Annotated in this window: 17 protein-coding genes; all 17 read left to right on the forward strand. The window is 48.7% G+C overall.

Features of this window, described 5'->3' with window-relative positions:
• Positions 1 to 65 precede the first annotated feature (65 nt).
• The gene (locus FND36_01100; protein ID QDW72748.1) at positions 66 to 1,874 is read left to right on the forward strand and encodes a DUF4080 domain-containing protein; all 1,809 of its coding nucleotides are present in this window, start codon (positions 66 to 68) and stop codon (positions 1,872 to 1,874) included.
• The gene (gene nth, locus FND36_01105) at positions 1,813 to 2,451 is read left to right on the forward strand and encodes an endonuclease III (GenBank protein ID QDW75505.1); all 639 of its coding nucleotides are present in this window, start codon (positions 1,813 to 1,815) and stop codon (positions 2,449 to 2,451) included. Before FND36_01100 ends, nth begins: the two co-directional genes overlap by 62 nt.
• Before the next feature lie 189 nt (positions 2,452 to 2,640).
• Entirely contained in the window at positions 2,641 to 4,107 is a 1,467-nt protein-coding gene (locus FND36_01110; GenBank protein ID QDW75506.1) for a hypothetical protein, read from the forward strand.
• Positions 4,108 to 4,125: 18 nt separating this feature from the next.
• Positions 4,126 to 4,986 carry a hypothetical protein gene (locus FND36_01115; protein ID QDW72749.1) on the forward strand — a complete coding sequence of 287 codons (861 nt, stop codon included), beginning with the start codon at positions 4,126 to 4,128 and terminating at the stop codon, positions 4,984 to 4,986.
• A 118-nt stretch (positions 4,987 to 5,104) separates the two neighbouring features.
• Positions 5,105 to 5,596 (forward strand): tRNA (cytidine(34)-2'-O)-methyltransferase, encoded by a 492-nt coding sequence (locus FND36_01120; protein ID QDW72750.1) that lies wholly within the window; start codon positions 5,105 to 5,107, stop codon positions 5,594 to 5,596.
• A 142-nt stretch (positions 5,597 to 5,738) separates the two neighbouring features.
• Complete coding sequence (locus FND36_01125) at positions 5,739 to 6,047, forward strand: hypothetical protein (protein QDW72751.1); 309 nt, start codon at positions 5,739 to 5,741, stop codon at positions 6,045 to 6,047.
• Between the two features lie 37 nt (positions 6,048 to 6,084).
• The gene (locus FND36_01130; protein QDW72752.1) at positions 6,085 to 8,100 is read left to right on the forward strand and encodes a V-type ATP synthase subunit I; all 2,016 of its coding nucleotides are present in this window, start codon (positions 6,085 to 6,087) and stop codon (positions 8,098 to 8,100) included.
• Positions 8,097 to 8,582 carry a V-type ATP synthase subunit K gene (locus FND36_01135; protein QDW72753.1) on the forward strand — a complete coding sequence of 162 codons (486 nt, stop codon included), beginning with the start codon at positions 8,097 to 8,099 and terminating at the stop codon, positions 8,580 to 8,582. The genes FND36_01130 and FND36_01135 overlap by 4 nt, the downstream gene beginning before the upstream one ends.
• A 61-nt stretch (positions 8,583 to 8,643) precedes the next feature.
• Positions 8,644 to 9,237 (forward strand): hypothetical protein, encoded by a 594-nt coding sequence (locus tag FND36_01140; GenBank protein QDW72754.1) that lies wholly within the window; start codon positions 8,644 to 8,646, stop codon positions 9,235 to 9,237.
• Positions 9,238 to 9,268: 31 nt separating this feature from the next.
• Positions 9,269 to 10,237: a V-type ATPase subunit gene (locus FND36_01145; GenBank protein ID QDW72755.1), complete on the forward strand. Its 969-nt coding sequence runs from the start codon at positions 9,269 to 9,271 to the stop codon at positions 10,235 to 10,237.
• Positions 10,230 to 10,547: a V-type ATP synthase subunit F gene (locus FND36_01150; GenBank protein ID QDW72756.1), complete on the forward strand. Its 318-nt coding sequence runs from the start codon at positions 10,230 to 10,232 to the stop codon at positions 10,545 to 10,547. The genes FND36_01145 and FND36_01150 overlap by 8 nt, the downstream gene beginning before the upstream one ends.
• 24 nt (positions 10,548 to 10,571) lie before the next feature.
• Positions 10,572 to 12,341 carry a V-type ATP synthase subunit A gene (locus FND36_01155; GenBank protein ID QDW72757.1) on the forward strand — a complete coding sequence of 590 codons (1,770 nt, stop codon included), beginning with the start codon at positions 10,572 to 10,574 and terminating at the stop codon, positions 12,339 to 12,341.
• A complete protein-coding gene (locus tag FND36_01160; GenBank protein QDW72758.1) occupies positions 12,341 to 13,714 on the forward strand; it encodes a V-type ATP synthase subunit B in 1,374 nt (457 codons plus the stop codon). Before FND36_01155 ends, FND36_01160 begins: the two co-directional genes overlap by 1 nt.
• A 300-nt stretch (positions 13,715 to 14,014) precedes the next feature.
• Complete coding sequence (locus FND36_01165; GenBank protein QDW72759.1) at positions 14,015 to 14,674, forward strand: V-type ATP synthase subunit D; 660 nt, start codon at positions 14,015 to 14,017, stop codon at positions 14,672 to 14,674.
• A gap of 459 nt (positions 14,675 to 15,133) precedes the next feature.
• Positions 15,134 to 15,502 (forward strand): hypothetical protein, encoded by a 369-nt coding sequence (locus tag FND36_01170; GenBank protein QDW72760.1) that lies wholly within the window; start codon positions 15,134 to 15,136, stop codon positions 15,500 to 15,502.
• 132 nt (positions 15,503 to 15,634) lie between these two features.
• Positions 15,635 to 16,135 (forward strand): shikimate kinase, encoded by a 501-nt coding sequence (locus FND36_01175; GenBank protein QDW72761.1) that lies wholly within the window; start codon positions 15,635 to 15,637, stop codon positions 16,133 to 16,135.
• A 132-nt stretch (positions 16,136 to 16,267) separates the two neighbouring features.
• On the forward strand, positions 16,268 to 17,560 hold the full coding sequence (locus tag FND36_01180) for a UDP-N-acetylglucosamine 1-carboxyvinyltransferase (GenBank protein QDW72762.1): 1,293 nt from the start codon (positions 16,268 to 16,270) through the stop codon (positions 17,558 to 17,560).
• Positions 17,561 to 17,620 lie beyond the last annotated feature (60 nt).

Here is a 17,620-nt window from a genome sequence, read left to right on the forward strand (position 1 = left end):
AGGGCATTTTCAATTGGGGCCGGGGGATTTTTAAAAATCCCCCGGCCCCAATGAAAGGAGGACCAATGAAAATCTTACTGACAGCAGTCAACGCAAAATACATTCACTCAAATCTGGCGGTGTACAGCCTGAAGGCATATGCCGAGAAGAAGCTTCCCCACAAGTCTCCGACAGAGATCGCGATCCGGGAATATACGATCAACCAAAAAACGGACGAGATCATGGGAAGTATTTTTGAAGAGGCGCCGGATGTTTTATGTTTTTCCTGCTACATCTGGAATCGGCAGGTGGTGGAAATGCTGGTAAGGGATTTGGGCAGGATCAGGCCGGATATGATGATATGGCTTGGAGGCCCGGAGGTCTCTTATGACAGTGAGACGGTATTGGAGCGTCTGCCTCAGGTTAAAGGAGTGATGAAGGGCGAAGGGGAAGAAACCTTTGCTAAGCTCTGTGAATTGTGTGAGAAGGAAGGGCTTGCGGATCAAAAATTAGCCGCTGTCGCGGGAATCACCTTCCGGCAGGAAGACGGAAGGATCGTGGAGAATCCATGGAGAGAGCCGATGGATTTAAGCAGGATTCCTTTTGTCTATCAAGATATGGGAGAGTTCGCCCACAAGATCATCTATTATGAATCCAGCAGAGGCTGTCCCTTTTCCTGCAGCTACTGTCTCTCTTCCATCGACAAGAAACTAAGGTTCCGTGATCTTCGTCTGGTAGAAGAAGAACTGCGGTTTTTTCTCGATGCGAAAGTGCCGCAGGTAAAGTTTGTTGATCGGACATTTAACTGCAGTCATTCTCACGCTTTGGCAATATGGAAGTATATCAGGGAGCATGACAACGGCGTGACGAATTTCCATTTTGAGGTGTCGGCGGATCTGTTCAATGAGGAAGAATTAAAACTGCTTGAAACCATGCGGCCTGGTCTGGTGCAGCTGGAAATCGGGGTACAGTCTACCAATCCAAAGACCCTGGAAGCGATCCGGCGGATTATGGACTTTGACAAGCTCTCCCAATCGGTGAGAAGGATCGGGAAAATGAAAAACATTCATCAACACCTGGATCTGATCGCAGGGCTTCCCTATGAAGATATTGTAAGTTTCGCCAGATCATTCGATGATGTATACCGGCTGAAACCACACCAGCTTCAGCTTGGCTTCCTAAAGGTCTTAAAAGGATCCTGGATGAAGGAAAACGAGAAGGCTTACGGTCTGATCTATAAAAGCGACCCGCCTTATGAAGTTCTGGAGACCCGGTGGATTTCTTATGGGGATATACTCCGTCTGAAAGGGATTGAAGAGATGGTCGAGATCTACTACAACAGCCGCCAGTTTGAACGTACAATAGAGGAATTGGAAAATGTGTGTGAATCTCCTTGGGCCCTGTATGAAAGACTGTGGGATTATTATAGGAAGAAACAGTTCCAAGGCCAGCAGCATAAAAGAAGCGCAAGATATGAGATCCTTCTGGAATTTATCGGCGAAATACTGCCGGAGCAAAAAGAGCGGTTCCGCGAACTTTTAATCTATGATTATTATCTGAGGGAAAACGCGAAGAGCCGGCCGGACTTCGCGGGAGATGAAACGGTGACGGCAAGAGAGGCAAAGCGGTTTTACGCAGAGGAAGAAGAGGCAAGGCGGTATCTGCCGGCCTATAGCAAATATGACAGAAATCAGATGCGTAAGATGACTCATTTGGAATACTTTGCCTGCATGGATCAGGTTGTCCTGTTTGATTACCGGGAGAGAAATCCCATCAACCAGGAGGCCAGAACCTGTATTTTCCCATCGGAAGAGATAAAGGAGAAAAAGAATGGTGAAGAAAAGGACAAAAGAGATTCTGGAGATCCTCGACCGGGAATTTGGGACGGACTATAAATGTTACCTGAACTATGAGGCGCCCTGGCAGCTTCTGGCGGCCACTATGCTCAGCGCGCAGTGTACAGATGCCCGGGTCAATATTGTGACGGCGGATCTGTTTCAGAAGTATCCGTCGGCAGAAGCTCTGGCGGATGCGGATCTAAAAGAGCTGGAAGAAGATATCCGCCCCACTGGATTCTTCCATAACAAAGCGAAGAATTTAAAAGCATGTATGACCCAGATCAGGGACCAGTTTGGCGGAGAAGTACCGGAGACGCTGGAGGATCTGACTTCTCTGCCGGGAGTAGGAAGGAAGACGGCCAATGTGATCCGGGGAAATATCTATCATGATCCCAGTGTGGTAGTAGATACTCACGTGAAGCGCATTTCCGCAAGACTGGGATTGACGAAAAATTCAGATCCGGAGAAGGTGGAGTACGACCTGATGCAAGAACTGCCCAAAGATCATTGGATCCTCTATAATATCCAGATTATTACGTTTGGAAGAAAAATTTGTACGGCGCGAAGTCCCAAATGTGGAGAATGTTTCTTGCAAAAATATTGTAAAGAGTATAGAATGAAGAGAAATGGGTAAAGAAAGGGAAATACATGGATTTTAATAATAGAAAAACAAGGCGCGTTATTGCGACGATCATTATTGTTGTGATCATAGCGATGGTGGCTACTTCAATCATACCGTATCTGATGGCCTAGAGATCATAGGAAGTGAGAGGGGAGCATGTCTGACAACAGGATTCGGAAGAGAAGGAAATATCATAAGAAAATGGCGCAAAAAAGGCGAAAAAGGAGGAGAGTTCTTTTTGGCCTTGTTTTGCTGTGCGCAGCTGTTGTTTTTGGAATCTCTTATTTTATGCTGTATCGAAGTGTATCCAAATACCCCCAGAATCTCATCAGCGACCATATCTATATTGAAAATGTGGATGTTTCCGGCATGACGAAAGATGAGGCGATCCAGGCTATGAACGAGCACCTGGCGGAAGACCGGGCGAAGACGGTAACGCTTCAGGTTGGGGAAGAAAGCGCGCAGGCAACTCTGGAAGAATTTGGGATTTATTACCAGAATATAGAAGATACCGTGGACGAAGCCATGGCTTATGGGAAAGAGGGCGGTGTTTTTGGCAGATATTGGAAACTGAGGAAGCTGAAAAAGGAAAAGCTGGTTCTGGAGGAAGAATTAAAGGTCAATCAGGAGCAGGCGGAAGCGGTTCTTACAGAACGGGCGGTGCCGATCGCGGATCATGCGCAGGATGCCGCGATCAGCCGGACGGGAAATGGATTTTCCATACAGGAAGAACAGGAAGGATCGACAGTTGATATTGAGAAATCCACAAAAGCGCTGGAGACCTATTTAAATGACAAATGGAATCACGATGATTTTACGCTGGAAACGGCGTTAGTTAAGGAAGAACCAGAGATAAAAGCGGCAGATCTGGAGTCTATCCAGGATGAACTTGGCACATTTTCTACGGATGCCGGAGGCGGAGAGCGGTGGAAAAATCTGGAAACGGCATCAGGAAAGCTGAACGGCATGATCGTGATGCCGGGCAAAGAGGTTTCTGTTCATGATGTGACAGCGCCTTATGATGAAGAACATGGATATGTGCCTGCGGGTTCTTATGAGAATGGTCAGGTAGTAGATACCTATGGAGGCGGTATCTGCCAGGTGTCCACTACACTGTATAATGCCCTCCTCTACGCGGAAATAGAGATCGTGGAGCGGGCTCCGCATTCTATGATGGTAAATTATGTGGAACCCTCAAGAGACGCGGCGATCGCGGGGGATACAAAAGATCTGAAATTTAAGAATAATCAGGAGACTCCGATCTATATCGAGGGAGGGATCGATGCTTCCAACCAGCTCCATTTTACCATATATGGAAAAGAAACCAGAGATGAAAACCGGTCGGTGGAATATGTCAGCGAGACGGTAGCGGAGGAAGAATATGAGGTAAAATACGAGGAAGACCCGGAAGCGCCTCTTGGAGAGATGACCAACGAAGGAAGCCCCCATACGGGACGGTCGGCGAGACTTTGGAAAGTAGTGTCTGTAGATGGCGAAGAGGTAGAGCGGGAAGTGATAAACGAAAGTCATTACAATAAATCGGATCAAATCATTAAAGTGGGCACGAAATCAGATAACGCGGGAGCCTCCGCGGCGGTAAGGAGCGCGATCGCAACGCAGGACAGGGATAAGATCAACGCGGCGATCAGCCAGGCGGGGGCCTCTTAGAAGGAAAAGGAGAATAAAATGGCGGATGAAAACAGATTGTCAGAGATTGCAGTCGTATATGGAGGGATGGAAAAGGGCGGCCTTTACGCAGTGACGGCAGCGGCAAATGCCGTTGCCGCCAAATGTGGGAAGCTTCTTGCGGCCCAAGTGAGAATAGAGTATCCGATCAAGATGGAAAAGGCACGGATTTACGGAATGTTAAAACCGATCCGTGCCTTTTGCCGTGAGAGGGGGATCGAACTGGCAGAAGAAGGGATCAGTCCAAGCCCGGTAGTGTCGCGGGTGATGACAGTGGCTGTTGTCAACGGGGAAAAAAGCGGTAAGACAGGGTCGGAATCAAAAAGTGTAAGGCCGGGACAGGAGATCCTTGTCACAAAATGGATCGGTCTTGGGGGAACGGCGCGCCTTTTATGGGAGTGTGGGGAACGGCTTAAAAACCATTTCCCTCTTCGATTCCTTAAACAGACCGAAGAAATGGAATCCTTGATATTTGCGGGAGAAGATGCGATGATCGCGAATCAGGCCGGAGCGGAATTGATGATTCCGGTGGCGGAAGGAGGGATCCTGGCCGCGCTCTGGCAGCTGGCGAAAACGGCGGGGCAGGGGTTTTCCGTGGATATGAAGGCTCTGCCAATCCGTCAGGAAACGGTTGAAATATGTGAATATCTGGAATTAAATCCCTACCAGCTGACAGGGGCGGGCAGTCTGCTGATCGTGGCCAAGGAGGGACAAAATATGGCGGAATATCTTAGAAAGCGAGGGATCCCGGCAGTTTGCGCGGGCTGTCTGACGGAAGGTCAAGGTAAGATCCTGCATAACGGAGAAGAAATCCGATATCTGGATCGGCCGGCGCCAGATGAAATATTGAAAATTTTTTGAAAATTGGAGAACCTGACTAAATGTTTTTATACAACTGTCTAATATGCACATTGACGAACATCAAGTTTTCGATATAAACTAGTTAAAATATTATCAATTGCTTGGAGGAATGAAGAAAATGCTCAATATCGTTCTGCATGAGCCGGAGATCCCCGCCAATACCGGAAATATCGGGAGAACCTGCGTGGCCACTGGGACTCGTCTTCATCTGATCGAGCCCTTGGGCTTTCGATTAAATGAGAAAAATCTTAAGAGAGCAGGGATGGACTACTGGAATGACCTGGATGTGAGGACCTACATTAACTATGAGGAGTTTCTGGAGAAAAATCCAAATGCCAGGATTTATATGGCGACTACCAAGGCTCAGAAAGCTTATACAGAGGTGAGTTACGAACCGGACTGCTATATTATGTTTGGGAAAGAAAGCGCGGGAATACCGGAGGAAATTTTGGTGCGGCATAAGAATGACTGTGTCAGAATCCCCATGGCAGGAGGGATACGTTCCCTGAATCTAGCCAATTCCGCGGCTATCATCCTTTATGAGGCGCTGCGTCAGAATGACTTCCTGGGGATGGAGAGGACAGGACATCTTCATCATCTGAAATGGTAAATTGCAAGAAATCTTGCAGAATTGTATGGAAGAAAAGCTGGATAAAGGCAAAAAAATAATAAATTTATGGACTTTTTTTGAAAAGCATATTATAATTTTAAGAACAAGACCAAAATAAAAGAAAAAGAGAGGTGGTGAACAAATGGTAGAAGAAACCATTAAAACCATCAGGGAGGCAGAACAGGAAGCAGAGGAGTTGGTGAAAAAGGCCGATGAGACCTGCACCGAGATCCTTGAACAGGCGGAAGCTGAGGCTAAGACAATAAAGGAAACGGCTAAAGAGAATGCCGCAAAGCAGGCGGAAGCTGATTTGAACGAGGCAAAGCGCCAAGGGGAAGAAGCTCTGGAGAAGGCGTTGGAAACGGTGGAGACAGAGATTTTAAGCCTCTATGAAACGGCTCGGCAGAAAGAAGCGGAGGCGATTTCTGCTGTAATCGGGGAACTTGTCTAAACAGAATAAGGGAAAAGAATAAAGGAGGGATGGAGTTATGGCAGTACTGCCGATGCAAAGAGTCAGTATCTGCGCGCTGAAAAAAGATCGTAAGGCTATTCTGGAAAAAATACAGTCTATGGGGATCATGGAAATGAACCAGGTTGCTGAAGGTGAAGAGGGCTTTGGAACGATGGATACGGTAAGTGCCAGGCTGAGTTTTGACAAAAAAGCTCAGACGGCAGAGCAGGCGTTAGCTGTCCTGGAGACTTACGCCCCAGAGAAGCAGTCCATATTCGCAAGTCTGGCGGGAAAGGACCTGGTGGAAAAAGAGAAGTTTGACGGGACAGTGGCAGACAGAGAAGAGATCCTTGAAACAGCCAGCCTGCTGCTGACAGATCACAAGAAGATCGCTGAGGATAAAGCCAGCATCCAGAAGCTGGAAAATCAGATCGAAACACTGACCCCCTGGCTGAACCTGGATGTCCCTATGAATTACGCGGGAACCAAGAAGGCGGCTATGCTTTTGGGGACAATGCCGAAAGAGACCACGCTGGAAAGTATCTACGCCAGATTTGCCGACCAGGAATTGGAGGCCGTAGATGTAGAAACGGTCTACAGTGACAGAGACGCCGTTTATCTGGCGGTGTTCTGCATGAGGGAGTCGGAAAGTAAGGTTGAGGAAGTATTGAGGGCCGAAGGATTTGCGCGCCCGACACAGGCAGTAGAAGAGATCCCGCGCAGGCAGAAAGAGATTCTGGAAGCAGAGATTCAAAAACTAAATAAAAGGATCGAAGAGACGGAAGAAGAAATCCGCCAGCAGGAAAAAAGCAGAGAGCCTTTAAAGATGATCAGTGATTACTATCGGATGAGGGCTGAGAAATACGCGGTGCTGGGAACACTTCCTCAGTCTCAGAGAACATTTGTGATGAGCGGTTATGTGCCGGCCCGGTTTGTACCGGCGGTACAGAAGGCGATCGGAGAGAAGTTTGATTGTGTGCTTGATATTGAGGAAGTGAAAGAAGAGGAAGATTCACCGACAGTTCTTAAGAATAATAGTTTTTCAGCCAGCATGGAAGGCGTGGTTGCCTCTTATGGACTTCCCAATAAAAAAGAAGTTGATCCGACAACGATCATGTCATTTTTCTATGTATTCTTTTTTGGAATGATGTTATCTGACGCGGCGTATGGAGCGATCATTGCCATCGTCTGCTTCGTACTATTGAAGAAATTCCCGAGAATGAGCAGCGGTATGCACAAGTCATTAAAAATGTTTATGTATTGTGGGATTTCCACGGTTGTATGGGGAATCCTCTTTGGGGGATACTTTGGCGATGTGATACCGGTCGTGTCGGAGACGTTCTTCGGGACACGCATCAATGTAGACGCTCTTTGGTTTGTTCCATTGGATGACCCTATGAAGCTGCTGATCTATTCAATGCTGTTTGGTCTGATCCACCTTTTTGTAGGGCACGGGATCAAAGGATATATGTGTCTGAAAGATGGAAATATAAAAGACTTTATCTGTGATGTAGTCTTGTGGTATGTATTCCTGATCGGTTTGATCCTGATGCTGATCCCAAGCGATATCTTCGCGTCCGTTGCGCAGACTAAGATCGTGTTCCCGCCGGTTTTGAACACATTGGCAAAGGCGTTGGCGATCATTGGCGCGGTAGGGCTTTTGCTCATGTCTGGCCGGGACAATAAGAATCCGGCGCTCAGGCTTGCGCTTGGAGCGTACGATATCTATAATGTGACGGGCTGGCTGAGTGATGTGCTTTCTTACTCCCGTCTTCTGGCTTTGGGACTTGCGACAGGAGTTATCGCATCGGTCATCAATGAGATGGGTTCTATGTTCGGGAATGGGATCCTGGGAGCGATCGGATTCATCATCGTGTTTATCATTGGCCATACGATGAACATGGGAATCAATATATTGGGCGCGTACGTGCATACAAATCGTTTGCAGTTTGTAGAATTTTTTGGGAAATTTTATGACGGCAGTGGCCGGCCGTTCAATCCGTTTGAATCAAATACAAAATATGTAGATGTTAAGGAGGAAACGAAATCATGAGTATTTTAGGTGAGATGGGAATTGTTTACGCATTACTGGGAGCAGCCGCGGCAGTATTTCTTGCGGGAGCGGGTTCCGCCCTCGGCGTAGGGATCGCTGGTCAGGCGGCCTCTGGAGTTGTTACAGAGGATCCGAGCAAATTCGCGAAAGTTCTGATCATCCAGCTTCTGCCTGGTACACAGGGAATCTATGGACTGCTGGTAGGATTCATCACGCTGTCTAAGATCGGTCTTCTGGGCGGAGGAGCGGCGGATCTGTCTGTGATCACAGGTCTGCAGATCCTGGCGGCATGTTTGCCGGTCGGAATCGTTGGACTGATCTCTGGAAAGTCTCAGGGAGAGACTGCGGCAGCGGCGATCGGGATCGTGGCCAAAAAGCCAGACCAGTTTGGTAAGGCGATGCTGTTCCCGGCTATGGTTGAGACATACGCGATCCTGGCGCTCCTGATCTCCATCTTAGCTGTATCTGCTATCCAGGTTTAAGCATATCAGGGATAAAAGCAGAGGAGCAAATTAAAGAAGAGAAAGAAGGAGTGCAAGGGCAATGACTGGATTAGAGAAAATGAAAAGTCAGATCCTGGACGAGGCGAAGGCGGCGGCCGAGAGCAAAGTCAGTGAAGCCCGTGCGCAGGCGGCCAAGATCGTTTGTGAGGCCAAGGATGAGGCGGAAAAAAGCGGGAAGAGCATTCTCCAGAAGTCGCAGGCTGAGGTCAAGGGGTATCAGGAACGGATCGCTTCTTCCATTGATCTGCAGAGAAGGACAAAGATCCTTGAGGCGAAGCAGAAGTTGATCCGGGAAGTCCTGGAAAAAGCGCTGGAATCTATGGAATCTATGGAGCGAGAGGAATATTTCTCTAAGATGCTGGGAGTGCTGGAGAAGTACGCGCTTCCCCAGGAGGGAAAGTTGTTCTTCTCAGAGAAGGATCTGGCGGATCTGCCGGCAGGATTTGAGGCGGAAGTGGAGCGGATCGCGTCTGAAAAGGGAGGAAAGCTTACAGTATCCAAAGAAGGGCGTAAGATCCAGAATGGTTTTATCCTGGCCTATGGCGGGATTGAAGAAAATTGTACATTATCGGCAATGTTTGATGCAAAAAAGGATGAGTTGTCTGATAAGATTCAACACATTTTATTTTCGTAGAGCGTAACCATGAGCGACAAGGAGGAGTAACATGAGTGAACGGTATACCTACGCGGTTGCGCGCATACGTGCCCTGGAGGTCTCTCTATTCTCCAACGCGGCGATCGACCAGCTGATCGCCTGCCAGGATTATGAACAGGCTTGCCAATTTCTGGCAGAGCGGGGATGGGGAGACACCGACACCGTCACCGATGCGGAGGCGATGCTGACCAGAGAGGAAGAAAAAATCTGGGAAGTTGTAAAAGAACTTCACATCGATATGGAGAATTTTGCCGTACTTTCTTATCCAAAGCTTTTTCACAATCTGAAAGCAGCGGTGAAAGAAGCGGCCGTATCTGACGGGAACCGACATATCTACTATGATGATGTGTCTATTCCGGGAGATGTGATGCGGGAGATCGTCAAAGAGAAAGATTTCTATAAACTTCCCGCAAACATGCAGCATGCGGCGCAGGAGGCGTATGAAGCGCTGCTCCACACGGGAGACGGTCAGTTGTGTGATGTGATCATTGACAGGGCGGCATTGGAAGCGATCTATCAGGCCGGGAAGGAAGCGAAAGCGGATATTATCCGGGCTTACGCAGAGTCCACGGTAGGAGTCGCGGACATCAAGATTGCCGTGCGTTCGCAGAAAACCGCGAAATCGGTAGAGTTTATGAAAAGGGCAATGGCGGAGTGTGACAGTATTAATGTGGATCAACTGTCAAAAGCCGCGCTTGCCGGGATGGAGGCCATCCGGGACTATCTGATGGGGACGGCATACGCGGGGGGAGCGGAAGCGCTTGCCCAATCGCCGTCGGCATTTGAACGCTGGTGTGACAACCGGATCATCGAAACGATCAGTCCTCAGAAATATAACGCATTTACGATAGGTCCTGTGATCGCCTATGTAATTGCGAGACAGAATGAGATCAAAACGGTACGGATCATACTTTCCGGAAAACTGAATGATTTGCCGGAAGATTCCATCCGGGAAAGGGTAAGGGAGATGTATGTATAAGATAGCGGTATTGGGCGACTATGACAGTATTTATGGCTTCGCTGCGCTGGGACTGGATACATTTCCCGTAACGGCCCAGGAAGAAGCAGGAGAAAGATTGCATCAGCTCGCCGCGCAGGGATATGGAATCATCTATATCACGGAAGCGCTTGCGGCTGAATTGAAACATGAGATCGTGAGATATCAAGACCAGATCCTTCCGGCGATCATCCAGATTCCGGGAATCTCCGGCAACACGGGCGATGGTGTGCTGGGAGTCAAGAAGTCTGTGGAACAGGCAGTAGGGTCTGATATCTTGTTCAGTAACTAAGAAAGTAGAGGTGATTCGTCCATTATGAGTAGTGTAGGTACGATAAAAAAAGTTGCGGGGCCGCTGGTCATCGCATCTGGAATGCGCGATGCCAACATGTCTGACGTTGTACGCGTAAGCAGCCAGCGTCTGATCGGGGAGATCATCGAGATGCATGGGGATGAAGCGTCAATCCAGGTATATGAAGAGACATCGGGACTTGGACCCGGCGAACCGGTGGAATCTACCGGGGCGCCAATGTCTGTGGAACTGGGACCAGGACTGATCGCGAGTATCTATGATGGAATCCAGCGTCCGCTCGATGATATCATGAAGATTTCCGGAAATAACCTGCAAAGAGGGGTTGAGGTTGCCGCTCTGAAGAGGGATAAGAAATGGGAGTTTGTTCCTGTGGCAAAAGTCGGTGATGCGGTAGAGGCCGGCGATGTGCTTGGGACTGTCCAGGAAACTGAGATCGTGCAGCAGAAGATCATGGTTCCCTATGGTGTAGAAGGAATAGTAAAAGAGATCAAAGCAGGGGAATTTACGGTAGAAGAAGTGGTGGCTGTCCTTGAGACAAAAGACGGAGACCATGAACTGACCATGATGCAGAAATGGCCGGTCAGAAGAGGCCGTCCTTATGTGAAGAAGCTGCCGCTGGATGTACCGTTGGTAACTGGTCAGAGGGTGGTTGATACCTTCTTCCCTATCGCGAAAGGCGGTGTGGCCGCGGTGCCCGGACCTTTTGGAAGCGGTAAGACGGTCATCCAGCATCAGTTGGCGAAATGGGCAGAGGCGGACATTGTTGTCTACATCGGCTGCGGCGAGCGCGGCAATGAGATGACAGACGTTCTGAACGAGTTCCCAGAACTGAAAGATCCTAAGACCGGCCGGTCTTTGATGGAGCGGACGGTGCTGATCGCCAATACGTCAGATATGCCTTTCGCGGCCCGTGAAGCTTCCATTTATACGGGAATCACTATTGCGGAGTACTTCCGTGATATGGGCTACTCGGTAGCTTTGATGGCAGACTCCACATCCCGATGGGCAGAGGCCCTGCGTGAGATGTCCGGACGTCTGGAAGAGATGCCTGGAGAGGAAGGATATCCGGCGTATCTTGGGTCACGTCTGGCAGAGTTCTACGAGAGAGCTGGACATGTGATCTCTCTTGGAAAAGAAGGAAGAGAAGGTTCTCTTTCCGTGATCGGAGCGGTGTCTCCTCCGGGCGGAGATACTTCGGAGCCTGTTTCTCAGGCAACGCTGCGTATTGTAAAGGTGTTCTGGGGATTGGATTCTAACCTGGCGTATAAGAGGCATTTCCCGGCGATCAATTGGCTGACCAGTTATTCGCTGTATCTTGACAATGTCAGCGGCTGGTTTAACAGTACAGTGGCGCCGGACTGGATGGAGGACCGTCAAAAGATGATGAGTCTTCTTCAGGATGAGGCGGAATTGGAAGAGATCGTGCAGATGGTAGGTATGGATGCCCTGTCTCCGGCAGACCGTCTGAAGATGGAAGCGGCAAGATCCATCCGTGAGGACTTCCTGCATCAGAACTCCTTCCATGAAGTGGATACTTACACGCCGCTCAGGAAACAGTATCTGATGATGAAATTAGTGCTGGCATTCTACGAGAAGTCTCTGGAAGCGTTAAATAAGGGCGCTTCTATGAGGGCGCTTCTTGGAATGGATGTCAGAGAGAGGATCGGCCGCTATAAATATACCGCGGTAGATCAGATTGAGACAGAATACGAGAAGATCATGAGTGAACTTGACGCGGAAATCGCGGGCGCGTTCGGAAAGGAGGACTTCTAATGCCAAAGGAATATAGAACCATACAGGAAGTTGCCGGACCGCTGATGATGGTAAAAGGCGTAGAAGGCGTAGCTTATGATGAATTAGGGGAGATCGAACTCGCCAATGGAGAGAAACGCCGCTGCAAGGTGCTGGAAGTGGACGGAGATAATGTGGTTGTACAGCTCTACGAGAACGCGGCTGGTATCAACTTGAGCAATAGTAAAGTACGTTTCCTGGGAAGAAGCATGGAGCTGGGCGTGTCCGGCGATATGCTGGGACGTGTTTTCGATGGGCTGGGACGCCCCATTGATGATGGACCGGAGATCCTGCCGGAGGAGAGAAGAGATATCAACGGCCTGCCTATGAATCCGGCGGCTCGTGTGTACCCGTCCGAGTTTATCCAGACTGGTGTGTCGGCGATTGACGGACTGAACACTTTGGTACGAGGCCAGAAGCTGCCGATCTTTTCCTGTTCCGGTCTGCCCCATTCACAACTGGCGGCTCAGATCGCGAGACAGGCGAAGGTAAGAGGAAAAGATGAAAACTTTGCTGTTGTATTCGCGGCTATGGGTATTACTTTCGAGGAATCTAACTTCTTCGTAGAATCCTTCAAGGAGACGGGAGCCATCGACCGTACCGTTTTGTTTGTCAATCTGGCGAACGACCCGGCGGTAGAGCGTATCTCAACGCCGCGTATGGCGCTGACGGCGGCGGAATACCTGGCTTTTGAGAAGGATATGCATGTGTTGGTCATTTTGACGGATATCACAAACTACGCGGACGCGCTCCGTGAGATCTCCGCGGCGAAAAAGGAGGTTCCGGGACGCCGTGGATATCCGGGCTACATGTATACAGACCTGGCTCAGATGTATGAACGCGCGGGACGTCAGAGAGGCAAGATCGGAAGTATCACTATGATCCCGATCCTGACTATGCCGGAAGATGATAAGACCCATCCGATCCCTGACCTGACCGGATATATTACGGAAGGACAGGTAATCTTAAGCCGTGACCTGTACCGGAAGGGACTCCAGCCGCCGATCGATGTGCTGCCATCTCTTTCCCGTCTGAAAGATAAGGGAATCGGCGAAGGAAAGACAAGAGCGGACCATTCCAATACTATGAACCAGTTGTTTGCGGCATATTCACGAGGAAAAGACGCTAAAGAGCTGATGACGATCCTTGGCGAGGCGGCGCTGACGGAGATCGATTTGATCTATGCCCAGTTCGCGGACGCTTTTGAGAAAGAATATGTAAACCAAGGGTACAATACAGATAGGTCCATCGAAGAAACTCTGGATATTGGCTGGAAACTGCTGTCCATTCTGCCGAGGTCCGAGCTGAAGCGAATCGATGATAAATTCTTGGATGAATACTATGGGAAACAGTAAGCCATGCGCAGGCGTACAGGTGTAGCCATGCAGGCTTGCCTGCAAATGGATGCACCTGGGCGGATGCATAGGGCGGACGCCCGCCAGCGAGATGGAGCGAAGCGGAATCAAGCTGGGGCATGGCTGTGAAAAGATTCATGCATAGGGCGGACGCCCGCCAGCGGTGCTTGAACACTTGGCGAGGTATTATCGAGCCTAGTGTGAAAGTAGATATCCAGAGCGAAAGCGAAGGATATCTTCCGAAAAGATAAGAAATCAAGCTGGGGCATGGCGTTATGCAACAAAAAGGAGGCAGATATAATGGCATCTACACAGATCACTCCTACTCGTATGGAGCTGACCAAGACTAAGAAAAAGCTTGCCACCGCCAGAAGAGGCCACAAACTTCTGAAGGATAAGCGTGACGAGTTGATGCGTCAGTTCCTGGAGCTGGCAAAGGAGAATATGGCGCTCCGTGAGAAGGTAGAAGCCGGAATCCTCTCTGCAAATAAGAACTTTGTCATCGCGAAAGCCGGAATGGACGCGGCTACCTTGAACACCGCTTTGATGGCGCCGAAACAAGAGGTGAGCCTGGGAGTTGGAAAGAAAAATGTCATGAGCGTGAATATACCGGCCTTTGAGACGAAGACCAGAACGGCGGACGCCAATGATATCTATTCTTATGGATTTGCTTTTACATCCAGTGATTTGGATGGGGCGGTGAAATCCCTGGCAGATATTCTGCCGGATATGTTGAAACTTGCGGAGACGGAGAAGGCGTGCCAGTTGATGGCGGCGGAGATTGAGAAGACCAGACGCCGTGTAAACGCTTTGGAGCACGTGATCATTCCGGAAGCACAGGAGACCATCAAGTATATTACTATGAAGCTGGATGAGAATGAGCGAAGCTCACAGATCCGGCTGATGAAAGTCAAAGATATGATGTTGGAAGAGGCGCATCACTACAGCGAAAGAGCTTAAAGAAAGTGCTGCGAAAAACAGAAGATCAGAAAAGGGACTGCTGTATTTCAAAGATATATAGCAGTCCCTTTTTGCAGATTCAGGTGGGAGACGATCGATGAATTAAAGTATTATATATACGCCTATTCTGATCTAGATACACATACGCCGTTTTATGTGGGAAAGGAGAGACGGAGCGCTTGCTTGACTTACGCGGACACGAGTCAGAAAAGTCGGATCATCCAAGATTTGCTAAAAAGAGAGAAGAGTAAGGGAGGCCCAATACGCGGTGGCTGTATATTTTGGAATGGTATCAGAAGTGCGCGAAATTCAGGAGCAGTTCCCCGCATTTGCGTCTATGACGAATAGAGCGGCAGAAAATCCGGGCGATCTAAAAGGCCGTTTTGAATTTGTAAAAAGGCACATTTGTCTGAGGAACGCATATAATAAGACAGATAGATCATTCAGGGGTGCAGGTAGATGAAGGAAAGACTGCCTTTTTATATGGTTTACCAGACGCCGTTTCTTGGCGATGACGAAGAAAGAACCGCAAGGCGGGATTATGATTATATGAAGAGCATATACCCGGCCACGGCCAAACGGATGATGCCATTTGTGGAAGAGGAATGCGACCGGCTGATGTATGATGGGAGTATGATCTATGACGAATATCCGGATCAACTCCAAATGCGCCTGATGTGCGCGAGAATCTACGACCGGGCAAAGGATGGAGAGGAAAATCCAGGGAAATGGCTGCGGGATCTTACACAGGTCATGGTCTGCCAGGAGCTTTGCCAGAGACGCCGTGAGTACAGGAAGTATAAGAAAACATTCTATATGGGGAAATGATAGTTTTTATTTTGCTGTCGGCAGGAGAGCGCCAAAGAGAAATCTCTTGGACGGCTCTCCTGTCTTTTTCGGTGGACGGATAGGGGAAGATGTGATAAAATAACGTCTGAACATAGGAAAAGGAGTTCTTACATGGACAATATCATCTTGATCGGAATGCCTGCGGCAGGTAAAAGTACGATAGGCGTCATCATCGCAAAGAGGCTTGGATATCGTTTTATCGATGTGGACCTTTTGATACAGGAATCGGAAGGAAAACTTTTGAAGGAAATCATTGCGGAAAAAGGGATCAAGGGATTTCTTGAGGTTGAGGAGCGGATCAACGCCGGCCTCAAAACAGAACATACAGTAGTATCACCAGGGGGAAGCGTTGTCTATTGCGAAAAAGCGATGCGGCATTATCAGCAGATCGGAACGATCGTGTATCTAAAGGCATCGTTTGAGACGATCAATAAAAGGCTTAAAAATGCCAGAAGCCGGGGCGTGGTCTTGGAGGACGGCCAGACACTAAGAGATTTATATGAGGAGCGCTGCGGACTGTTTGAAAAGTATGCGGATATCACTGTCTGTGAAGATGGACTTCGTTTGGATGAAACGATTGAAAAAGTAATTGAAATTCTACAGAAATCGTGAAAATATTACAGAATAGTTACATACTTGTAAAAAATGTTTTACAAACAGAGATTCTGTGTTATAATATCGTGGAATACGAATAAGAAATACGGAATATGGGAGAGTAATAGTAAAGGAATATCGAGGTGTGACATGGAGCAATATATTATAAAAGGCGGGCATCCGCTCGTCGGAGAGGTGGAGATCGGGGGAGCCAAAAATGCGGCGCTCGCGATTTTGGCGGCGGCGATCATGACGGACGAGACTGTTCGGATTGAGAACCTGCCAGATGTGAATGATATCAATGTGCTGTTAGATGCGATCGCTGGGATCGGGGCCTCTGTTCATCGGGTCGACAGACATACGGTGACGATCAACGGCAGAGGAGTCACAGATTTTAATATTGAATATGATTATATCAAGAAAATCAGAGCTTCTTATTATCTTTTAGGAGCGTTGCTTGGAAAATATAGACGAGCGGAAGTTGCTCTTCCGGGAGGCTGCAACATTGGAAGCCGTCCGATCGATCAGCATTTGAAGGGATTTCGAGCGCTGGGAGCGGAGGTTGAGATTGAACACGGGAAGATCATCGCGGAGGCAGAGCGCCTCAAAGGAGAACACATTTATTTTGATGTGGTCAGCGTAGGAGCTACGATCAATGTGATGATGACGGCAACAATGGCGGAAGGCATCACAATCTTGGAAAATGTGGCGAAAGAGCCTCATGTCGTTGATGTGGCAAACTTCCTGAACAGCATGGGGGCGAATATCCGAGGCGCCGGGACGGACGTGATTCGGATCCGCGGGGTACAGAGCCTGCACAGGACAGAGTATTCGGTCATTCCAGATCAAATCGAGGCGGGTACCTTTATGTTTGCAGCGGCAGCGACCAAGGGAGACGTGACCGTTATGAATGTAATCCCCAAACATCTGGAAGCAACAATCGCGAAACTGGTAGAGATGGGATGCGAAGTAGAAGAGTTCGATGATGCGGTAAGAGTGGTTTCCAAGGGCGATTTAAAAAGCACGCATGTGAAGACTTTGCCATATCCAGGATTCCCGACAGATATGCAGCCGCAGATTGGTGTGACGCTTGCGTTGTCTAAAGGAACCAGTACGATCACTGAGAGTATTTTTGAAAACCGGTTCAAATATTTAGATGAATTAGCCAGAATGGGGGCTAACGTTAAAATAGAAGGAAATTCTGCCACGATTGAAGGGGTGAAAGCGCTGTCAGGAGCAAGGGTCAGCGCGCCGGACCTGAGGGCTGGAGCAGCGCTGTGCATTGCCGGTCTGGCTACAGAAGGAATCACGATCGTGGATGATATTGTATATATTCAGCGTGGATACGAGAGATTTGAAGAAAAACTGCGCGGGATTGGAGCATTGATTGAAAAAGTATCCACAGAGAAAGAAATCCAGAAATTTAAATTGAAGGTTGGATAGATTAAAAAGGGACAGGGCATTTTCAATTGGGGCCGGGGGCTTTTTAAAAAGCCCCCGGCC

The organism is Lachnospiraceae bacterium KGMB03038, assembly GCA_007361935.1.
Classification (GTDB): domain Bacteria; phylum Bacillota; class Clostridia; order Lachnospirales; family Lachnospiraceae; genus Massilistercora.

Excerpts from the sequence above, each read along its gene's own strand:
- FND36_01100 (QDW72748.1), top strand. The coding sequence starts at position 66 with ATGAAAATCTTACTGACAGCAGTCAACGCAAAATACATTCACTCAAAT.
- FND36_01110 (QDW75506.1), top strand. The coding sequence starts at position 2,641 with ATGGCGCAAAAAAGGCGAAAAAGGAGGAGAGTTCTTTTTGGCCTTGTT.
- FND36_01115 (QDW72749.1), top strand. The coding sequence starts at position 4,126 with ATGGCGGATGAAAACAGATTGTCAGAGATTGCAGTCGTATATGGAGGG.
- FND36_01120 (QDW72750.1), top strand. The coding sequence starts at position 5,105 with ATGCTCAATATCGTTCTGCATGAGCCGGAGATCCCCGCCAATACCGGA.
- FND36_01125 (QDW72751.1), top strand. The coding sequence starts at position 5,739 with ATGGTAGAAGAAACCATTAAAACCATCAGGGAGGCAGAACAGGAAGCA.
- FND36_01130 (QDW72752.1), top strand. The coding sequence starts at position 6,085 with ATGGCAGTACTGCCGATGCAAAGAGTCAGTATCTGCGCGCTGAAAAAA.
- FND36_01135 (QDW72753.1), top strand. The coding sequence starts at position 8,097 with ATGAGTATTTTAGGTGAGATGGGAATTGTTTACGCATTACTGGGAGCA.
- FND36_01140 (QDW72754.1), top strand. The coding sequence starts at position 8,644 with ATGACTGGATTAGAGAAAATGAAAAGTCAGATCCTGGACGAGGCGAAG.
- FND36_01145 (QDW72755.1), top strand. The coding sequence starts at position 9,269 with ATGAGTGAACGGTATACCTACGCGGTTGCGCGCATACGTGCCCTGGAG.
- FND36_01150 (QDW72756.1), top strand. The coding sequence starts at position 10,230 with ATGTATAAGATAGCGGTATTGGGCGACTATGACAGTATTTATGGCTTC.
- FND36_01155 (QDW72757.1), top strand. The coding sequence starts at position 10,572 with ATGAGTAGTGTAGGTACGATAAAAAAAGTTGCGGGGCCGCTGGTCATC.
- FND36_01160 (QDW72758.1), top strand. The coding sequence starts at position 12,341 with ATGCCAAAGGAATATAGAACCATACAGGAAGTTGCCGGACCGCTGATG.
- FND36_01165 (QDW72759.1), top strand. The coding sequence starts at position 14,015 with ATGGCATCTACACAGATCACTCCTACTCGTATGGAGCTGACCAAGACT.
- FND36_01170 (QDW72760.1), top strand. The coding sequence starts at position 15,134 with ATGAAGGAAAGACTGCCTTTTTATATGGTTTACCAGACGCCGTTTCTT.
- FND36_01175 (QDW72761.1), top strand. The coding sequence starts at position 15,635 with ATGGACAATATCATCTTGATCGGAATGCCTGCGGCAGGTAAAAGTACG.
- FND36_01180 (QDW72762.1), top strand. The coding sequence starts at position 16,268 with ATGGAGCAATATATTATAAAAGGCGGGCATCCGCTCGTCGGAGAGGTG.